The 7,341-nt window shown below is 75.2% G+C and carries 8 protein-coding genes and 1 pseudogene; 2 read left to right on the top strand and 7 right to left on the bottom strand.

Annotated elements, in window-relative coordinates; all coding sequences use genetic code 11:
* Positions 1-119 precede the first annotated feature (119 nt).
* Positions 120-797 (bottom strand): response regulator transcription factor, encoded by a 678-nt coding sequence (locus DZG00_RS10205; RefSeq protein WP_119382465.1) that lies wholly within the window; start codon positions 795-797, stop codon positions 120-122.
* A 57-nt stretch (positions 798-854) separates the two neighbouring features.
* A complete protein-coding gene (locus tag DZG00_RS10200; protein ID WP_233549111.1) occupies positions 855-2,291 on the bottom strand; it encodes a threonine/serine exporter family protein in 1,437 nt (478 codons plus the stop codon).
* A gap of 223 nt (positions 2,292-2,514) precedes the next feature.
* On the opposite strand from DZG00_RS10200, the pseudogene DZG00_RS17545 reads away from it, so the two are divergent.
* Positions 2,515-2,685 (top strand): annotated as a pseudogene (locus DZG00_RS17545) (hypothetical protein); the annotation flags it as partial.
* A 241-nt stretch (positions 2,686-2,926) separates the two neighbouring features.
* Positions 2,927-3,178, top strand: coding sequence for a hypothetical protein (locus tag DZG00_RS10195; RefSeq protein ID WP_119382467.1), 252 nt, complete (start codon positions 2,927-2,929; stop codon positions 3,176-3,178).
* A 57-nt stretch (positions 3,179-3,235) separates the two neighbouring features.
* Here DZG00_RS10195 and DZG00_RS10190 read toward each other — a convergent pair whose 3' ends face one another.
* The 5 genes from DZG00_RS10190 to DZG00_RS10170 all read right to left on the bottom strand — a co-directional run.
* The gene (locus DZG00_RS10190; protein ID WP_119382468.1) at positions 3,236-4,138 is read right to left on the bottom strand and encodes a dienelactone hydrolase family protein; all 903 of its coding nucleotides are present in this window, start codon (positions 4,136-4,138) and stop codon (positions 3,236-3,238) included.
* Between the two features lie 159 nt (positions 4,139-4,297).
* On the bottom strand, positions 4,298-4,957 hold the full coding sequence (locus DZG00_RS10185) for a VOC family protein (protein ID WP_119382469.1): 660 nt from the start codon (positions 4,955-4,957) through the stop codon (positions 4,298-4,300).
* A gap of 85 nt (positions 4,958-5,042) precedes the next feature.
* Entirely contained in the window at positions 5,043-5,981 is a 939-nt protein-coding gene (locus tag DZG00_RS10180; protein ID WP_158587803.1) for a GntR family transcriptional regulator, read from the bottom strand.
* 22 nt (positions 5,982-6,003) lie between these two features.
* On the bottom strand, positions 6,004-7,044 hold the full coding sequence (pdxA, locus tag DZG00_RS10175) for a 4-hydroxythreonine-4-phosphate dehydrogenase PdxA (RefSeq protein ID WP_119383210.1): 1,041 nt from the start codon (positions 7,042-7,044) through the stop codon (positions 6,004-6,006).
* Positions 7,041-7,341 (bottom strand): nucleotide-binding domain containing protein (locus DZG00_RS10170; protein ID WP_304650935.1); only part of this gene is annotated, 301 nt, incomplete at its 5' end. The genes pdxA and DZG00_RS10170, both read right to left, overlap by 4 nt.

Raw genomic sequence — 7,341 nt, 5'->3', positions numbered from 1 at the left:
CCCGCAGCACGACCGCGAACGCGACCGCGCCGACCGCGCCGAGCACGAGCGCGATCAGCGCGACCGCGGTCGTCGCCCGCACGCGGAGGGAGCGGCGGCGCCGCGGCGTCCGGGCGCCGTCAGCCATGGGATCCGCCCAGCCGGTAGCCCGCGCCGCGCACCGTCTCGATGGTCGCCGTCCCGTACGGCCGGTCGAGCTTCCGGCGCAGGTGCGCCACGTACACCTCGACGATGGACGGGTCGCCCTCGAAGTCGTCGTCCCACACGTTCTCGACCACCTCGCGCTTGGAGACGACGCGTCCGGCGTTCCGCGCGAGGAACTCCAGCACGGCGAACTCGCGGCTGGTGAGGTCGATCTCCTCGCCGGCCCGCGACGCGCGTCGGGGACCCGGGTCGACGACCAGGTCGCCGATGCGGTGCGCCACCGGCCGCGCGGGGGCGCCCCGGCGGACGAGCGCGCGGATCCGGGCCACCAGCACGGGGAACGCGAACGGCTTGGTCACGAAGTCGTCGGCGCCCGCCTCGAGCGCCTCGACCTCGTCCCAGTCGCCGTCCTTGGCGGTGAGGATGAGGACGGGCGTCCAGATCCCCTCCTCGCGCAGGGTGCGGCACACGGCCCAGCCGCTCAGGCCGGGCATCATCAGGTCGAGGAGGATCGCGTCGTACCGGTTCTCGCGCGCCCACCAGAGCCCGTCGACGCCGTCGTGCGCCACGTCGACCGCGAACCCCTCGGCCTGGAGCCCGCGCCGCACGCCGTCCGCGAGCCGGCGCTCGTCGTCCACCACGAGGATCCTCATCGGTCCACCGTGCCAGACGCGTCGCGCCGCCGCCTGCGCGGGGAGGGCCGCCGGACGTCAGCCGAGGTCGACGCCGCCACCCGCCGGGCGCGCGGGGGGATCCACGAGCTCCGGGTCGCGGATGATGCCGATGGGCGTCGTGTCGAGCCGCACCGACTGCACCACCACGCGCTTCGCCCGACGCCGGAGGTGCCGGCGCGCCTGCGGCGTCGCGAGCAGGCTGCCGAGCACGAGGCCCGCGCCGATCGCGAGGGTCGTCGCCATCGCGCCGACGAACGCGCCCGTCGCTCCCGCGGTGCCGGCCATCGAGTTGAGCAGCGCCGAGGCGACCGCGAGCGAGGGCAGGAGGGATCCGCAGAAGGCGGGCACCGCGATCGCCGTGGCCGACACCCGCAGGCGCGCCGCGACCACCGTCCCGAGCGCGCCGAGCAGCGTCGCGACGAGGAACGTGGCGGCGAGCAGCGGGACGCCGGCCGCCTTGAGGATCCAGAGCGAGACCGTGCCGACGAGCGCCACGGCGATGGCCACGGGCATCACGCGCGCGTTGGCGCCCTGCGTGATCCCGGTGGCGCCGGCCGCGAAGAACGTGGTGATGAGCAGCATCCACAGGGGCAGCGCCCGCAGCGTGATGTCGGTCGGATCCACCTCGATGTCGACGCCGGCCGTGAGCGCGAGCCCGCCCGGGATCCCGACGGCGATGCCCGCGACGACGAGCACGATGATCATCGCCCGCGACAGCGCCATGGCGCGGAACCCGGAGATGGCGTCCTGCGCCCACGTGACGATCGTGACGTGGGGGAGGATCAGCACCACCACGGCCGCGACCATCGCGGCGGCGCTCCCCGCGGGCATCAGGCCCCACCAGATCGCGAGCGTGCCGAGCGCGGCGACGGCGGCGGACTGCACGGCGACCACGAAGAACGGCGGGATGCCGCGACGCGACAGCTGCCGGCCGAGGACCATGGCGCCGATCATCAGCAGGAACGCGCCGACCGCGCCTGCGACCGAGCCGCCCGCCTGCAGCGACACGGAGACGCCGAAGAGGCCCATGGCCGCGTCGGTGATCCATGACGGCCAGCGCGGCGGCGACCCGAGCACCTCGACGAGGCCCTCGACGGCGCTCGTCATGTCCAGGTCGTCGTGGAGGAGCTCATCGACGATCTGGTACACGAGCGAGAGCCGGTGCAGGTCGCTGCCCTCGGCCGTGACCACGCGCAGCTTCACGAGCGGCGGGCCCTCGAGCGGCGCGTACTGGATGGTGATGGCCGTGCCCGTGATGTCGAGCTCGAGCGGCGCGAGGTTCCACTTCGTGCTCACGGCGACGATCGCGATCTCGACGGCGCGCACGTCGGCGCCCGAGGCGAGCATCACCTCGCCCAGGTCGAGGCAGAAGTCGACGATCTGGCGCGGCGAGTAGAGGTCGCCGAGACGGCCGTGCGCGGGCTCGGTGCCCTCGTAGATGGTGCCGCGGAGGCGGGCGCGGACGTCGCGCATCTCCTGCGGGTTGACGCGGCGGCGGCGCTGGCGAGGCGGTCGTGCGGCGCCGGGATCCCGACGGGGACGACGCGGATCCGCGGGCGGCGGGGTGGTGCTCAGCGCGATCAGCGCTCCGTTCGGTGGCCGGCCCGCGTCGAGCGGGGGCGGATGGTGGATCGCTCCCACCCTAGGCGTCGGCCAGGGGGAAATGCCCGCGCGGCGCACCTGACAGCATGGGCGGATGGACGAGGCCGGGGCGATCGCGCGCGCCGACCGGCTCTGGGAGTCCGGTCGGCGCGCCGCCGCCCTGGAGTCCCTGCGCACCCGGATCCGCCGCGCGCCGGCGGATGCCCACGTGCGCCGGGCGCTCGTAGAGCGCTACCGGGAGCTGGGCGCGCCGGACCAGGCGGGGCGGTACGGGATCGCGATCACCGGCCTGACGACGCCCCGTGAGCGCGATCGTGCGGCTCGCCAGTACGCCGCATCAGGGGCGCGAACAGCGGGGCTCCGCGCCTTCCTCGCCCTCCCCGACGGCGACCTGCCCTCGGAGGTCCTCGACATGGTCGTCGCTGTCGAGCGCCACCGCGAGGAGCGCCGCCTCGCCTGGGAGGACGCCCACTCCGGCACGCGCGACGACGACCTCGACGACCTCGGTGGCCGGGACGCTCCTCGCCCTCAGCCTCCTGGCCGCCGTGGTGGCCGATCTCGCGGGCGCTCCGTGGACGACGCTCGCGCGCTGGGCCGCCGTCGTGGTCGTCACGGCCATGCTCGCCGGCAGCGTCCTGGAGAGGCGCCGCGCCATCGGCATGCAGCGGCCGACGGCGGTCGGGAGCTGGGGGAACGCCGCGATCGTGCTGGGGTTCGGGCTCGTCGGGCTGCTCTGCGCGGCCGTCGTCGTCAGCTGAACGAGCGCGCGGCGCCCGACCGGATGGTCGGACGCCGCGCGGGACGAGCGGAGCGGATCAGCCCTTCGGGCAGGAGCTGGTCGACGCGCTGATGGGTCCGCCGACCTTCGGGGCGGGGCAGATGTACTTCGCGTATGCGCTGTTGCCGTCGAGGTAGCGCTTGAGGAACGCCGTGACGGCGACGCGGATCGTGGCGACCGGCACGTGCTCGCCTGCGGCGTGACCGAGGCCCTTCAGCTCCAGGTACTGCTTCGGGGTGCCGACGGGGATCGAGTCGTACGCGGGCTTGCCGAAGTCCGCCGGGTCGGCGACCTCGTCCTCCTGGCCCGTGATGACCAGCGTGGGGGTCTTCATGGCGGGGTAGGCCGGGTACTGCGCGTCCGGGTCGCTCGCGGGCGGGAAGTCGAACGGCATGAGTCCGATGGTCGCCTTGATGGACGGGCGCGACTGGGCGGCCTGCGTCGTGCCCCCGCCGCCGAACGAGTAGCCGATGAGGCCGACGTCCTTCGCGGAGACCCGGGACCGCACCGCGCTCCGGGCGGTGAGGTAGTCCGCCGCGGCGAGGATCTCGGTGGCGCGCTGGTCGGGGAGGTCGCCCGTGTCGAGCGTGTCGATGGCGAACGCGACGAAGCCCTGCGAGGCGACGAGCTCGGCCATCTCCTTCTCGTCGGCGTTCGTGTCCGTGAAGCCGGGGGTGATCACGACGCTGCCGAGGACGGCCTTGCCGGTGTCCTGCGGCGCGTAGATGACGCCGCCGCCGAACGCCGTGACGGCCGTCTTTGGCACCACCGTGGTGCGCACCGCGAAGGGCGCGTGGTGGTGGGCGGCTGAGGACGCGGGGGCCGCGTGGTGGGCCGGGGTCGCGGCCTGGGCGGCGGTGGGGATCCCGAGGGTCGCGACGAGGGCGAGCGCGGCGACGGCTGCGGGGCGCGAGCGGAGCGGGAACGGCATGACGGACATGGGCCATCTCTCGTGTCGGTGGGCGGGGAGCCGGCGGCGATCGCCGCCGGCCGGGTACGGCAGGACGATAGGGACCCCCGCGTCGTCCGCCGTCCGGTCGTCCCCAGCCGCGGTGCCTGGGGATGATCGGCCCGCGCGTCGCGCTGCGACCCCGGTCGCTCAGATGAGCCGGGATCCCCGCCCGAGCGCGACCTCCCGCCCGAGCCCCGCGTCGACGACCACCGGCACGTCCGCGGCGACCTGCGTGCCCTCGGGGACCCACGCGCGGTCCGGCGCCACAAGGATCACGAGCCCGTCGACGTCGCCGACCGCGGCGAAGACGTCCGTCGCGAAGCCGCCGTACGCGCGCAGGCCCGCCCCCTCCAGCAGCGCGACCGCGGCGGGCACGTCGTCGACGACGACGCCCACCTCGCTCACGGCCACGACGTCGGATGCCCGGAACGGCGCGGCCGGACGGCCGTCGGGCGCGAGGGCGCGGCGCTCGATCAGCTCCAGCACCTGCGCGTCGGGCCCGCGGAAGTAGACCGAGCGGGAGTCCCAGGTGCCCGGCCCCTCGAACTCGTCGCGGCCGTCGGGCGCGATGACCTCCGCGCGCTCGCCGAGCCAGGCCCTGGCCGCGTCGAAGGCGCCCGTCGGGATCGTGAAGGCGAGGTGGTGCGCGCCGCGGTACGCGGGATCGGGCGCGAAGCGGAGTCGCGTCGGGCCGATCATCACCTCGGTGACGTCGTCGGCGATGCGCACCGGGAAGCCGAGCGCCCGGTAGGCGTCGGCGACCTCGGCGGTGTCGCGGGCGGGCAGGGTCACGGCGCGGATGATCATGCGCCGATCAGAGCACCTCAAGCGACCTTGAGGTCAAGCGACCGTGAGGTCAAGCGCCGAGCGCGCCCGCGACGGTGATCCTGGCTCAGGCGCGCGTGCCGTCCGCGTCCCCGAGGAGGGCGAGCTCCTCGGCGAGGTCGGCCAGCTGGCGGGACGCCTCCCGGGCCCGGGAGGCGAGGTCGCCGGTCGCGGGTGCGGCAGGAGCGGACGGGGCGGACGGATCCGCGGTCGCGCGGGGCGCCTCCGCCGCAGCCACCGGCTCGAGGCCGGCGGGCTCGCGGTCGTCCCCGGGGACGACGTCGATGTCGAACACGAACCGGTCGGCCCGGTGCCAGGTGCGGAACACCTCCACGGGCTCGCCGGCGCCGTCGAGGCTCGTGCCCTCGAGCACCAGCACGGGGGATCCCTCGGCCACGCGCAGGGACGACGCGAGCGCGGCCGATGCGCCCACGGCCCGCACCTGGCGGCGGCCGGACGCGATCGTGATCCCGAGCCGCGTGCGCAGCAGCGCGTGCAGGGAGGCGTCGGTGAGCTGATCGGCGGACAGCTCCGCCGCGATCCGCCCCGGCAGCCAGGTGTGGATGAGCGCGATGGGCTCGCCGCCCGCGGACCGCAGCCGCCGCAGCGCGTGGACCTCCGGGGTGCCGAGCGCCTGCTCCGCCGCCGCGTCGCGCCCGGGCTCGAAGGCGAGCACGCGCGTGGTGACGTCGGGCACCTGCGTCGAGAGCCCCGACACGCGCTGCACCAGCCGGTGGAGCTCGCCGCGCGGCGCGACGATGCTGCCGCGCCCGCGTCCCCGCTGCACGAGGCCCTCGGCGGTGAGCGACAGGAGCGCCTGCCGCACCACCGACCGGGAGATGCCGAAGCGCTCCTGCAGCTCCGCCTCCGTGGGCAGCTGCGCGCCGGGCGGCAGGGATCCGTCGGCGATGCGGGTCCGCAGGGCGGCAGTCAGCTGCGCGTGCAGCGGCCCGGGGTTCGACGGGGAGACCGCGTCCGGATCCAGCTCGGTCGTCCGGTTCGGCACGGTCTCCCCATCGGGTCGCAGGTCAGGAGGCGGGCGCGTCGATCTTCTGCGCCGTGCGCCACACGTGGTCCCAGCCGGGGGCCAGGGCGGCGGCGCGCTCCACCGACAGTACAAGGCTCGCCTCGCGCGCGATGCCCTGGCCGGCGATGTCGAACGCGGTGCCGTGGTCCACCGACACCCGCACCACGGGCAGGCCCACGGTGATGTTCACGCCGTCGTCGCCGTACACGGCCTTGAAGGGCGCGTGCCCCTGGTCGTGGTAGCAGACGACGACGAGCTTGTACTTGCCGCGCACCGCCGCGGGGATGAGCGCGTCGCCGGGGACGGGTCCCACGACGTTGAGCCCGCGCGACCGGGCCGCCTCGACGGCGGGCGCGAGGATGTCCGCGTCCTCGTCGCCGAACAGCCGGTTCTCGCCCGCGTGCGGGTTGAGGCCGGCCAGGCCGATGAGCTCGTCGGGCGTGCCCATCGACGCGGCGAACGCGCCCGCGAGGTCGAGCACGTCGCCCGTGCGCTGCGGCGTGATGGCGTCGATGGCCTGCCGCATCGACACGTGCGTGGTGAGGTGGAAGAAGAACAGGTCGCCGGCGGAGAGCACGAGCGAGAAGTTCTCGACGCCGAACTCGTGCGCGAGCAGCTCGGTGTGGCCGGGCCACTGGTGGCCGCCCGCGTGCATGGCCGCCTTGTTGAGCGGCGCGGTGACGATGCCGTCGACCTCGCCCTCGCGCGCCAGGCGGCACGCCTCCACGACGAAGCGGTACGAGCCGTCGCCGGCGACCGGGCTGAGCTCCCCCAGCTGCACGTCCGCGAGTGACGGGCCGGTCTGGATGAGCTCGATCGTGCCGGGCTCGTTGCGCGCGTCGGCGACGGAGGCGATGACGCGCACCCTGCCGGGGTCGCCGCCCACGTTCTCCACGCCGCGGCGCATGGCGGCCTCGTCGCCGATGACGACGGTGATCGCCTTCTCGCGCAGGTCGTCGTGGCCGAGCAGGGTCTTCGCGGTGATCTCGGGGCCGACGCCGGCGACGTCTCCGAGGGTGAGGGCGAGTCGGGGGAGGGTCATGCGGGATCTCCTTGCGTGGTGGGTTCGGTGGGTCGGGGGTCGAGGAGCTCGGGCACGATCTCGGTGAGCGCGGAGGGGGAGCCGAAGCCGCCCGCCTTGGTCACCACGGGCATGCCGTGCAGCAGGCCTCCCTCGATGGTGCCGCGCGGCATCCCCTCGCGGATGGCGTCCCGGACGAGGATCGCGTCGGCTCCCTGGCGGCCGAGCACGGCGCGCGCGCCCTCGCCGCCGAGGAGCACGAGGGCGGTGGCGCCGTCACGGGCGAGGATGCCGCCGGCGAGACGGGCGAGCGCGGCC

It is taken from the genome of Clavibacter lycopersici, assembly GCF_003576405.1.
Taxonomy (GTDB): domain Bacteria; phylum Actinomycetota; class Actinomycetes; order Actinomycetales; family Microbacteriaceae; genus Clavibacter; species Clavibacter lycopersici.
The sequence above is the reverse complement of the archived record's forward strand: the minus strand, read 5'-3'. Positions and strand labels throughout refer to the sequence as shown.

Excerpts from the sequence above, each read along its gene's own strand:
- DZG00_RS10205 (WP_119382465.1), bottom strand. The coding sequence starts at position 797 with ATGAGGATCCTCGTGGTGGACGACGAGCGCCGGCTCGCGGACGGCGTG.
- pdxA (WP_119383210.1), bottom strand. The coding sequence starts at position 7,044 with ATGACCCTCCCCCGACTCGCCCTCACCCTCGGAGACGTCGCCGGCGTC.
- DZG00_RS10185 (WP_119382469.1), bottom strand. The coding sequence starts at position 4,957 with ATGATCATCCGCGCCGTGACCCTGCCCGCCCGCGACACCGCCGAGGTC.
- DZG00_RS10200 (WP_233549111.1), bottom strand. The coding sequence starts at position 2,291 with ATGCGCGACGTCCGCGCCCGCCTCCGCGGCACCATCTACGAGGGCACC.
- DZG00_RS10190 (WP_119382468.1), bottom strand. The coding sequence starts at position 4,138 with ATGTCCGTCATGCCGTTCCCGCTCCGCTCGCGCCCCGCAGCCGTCGCC.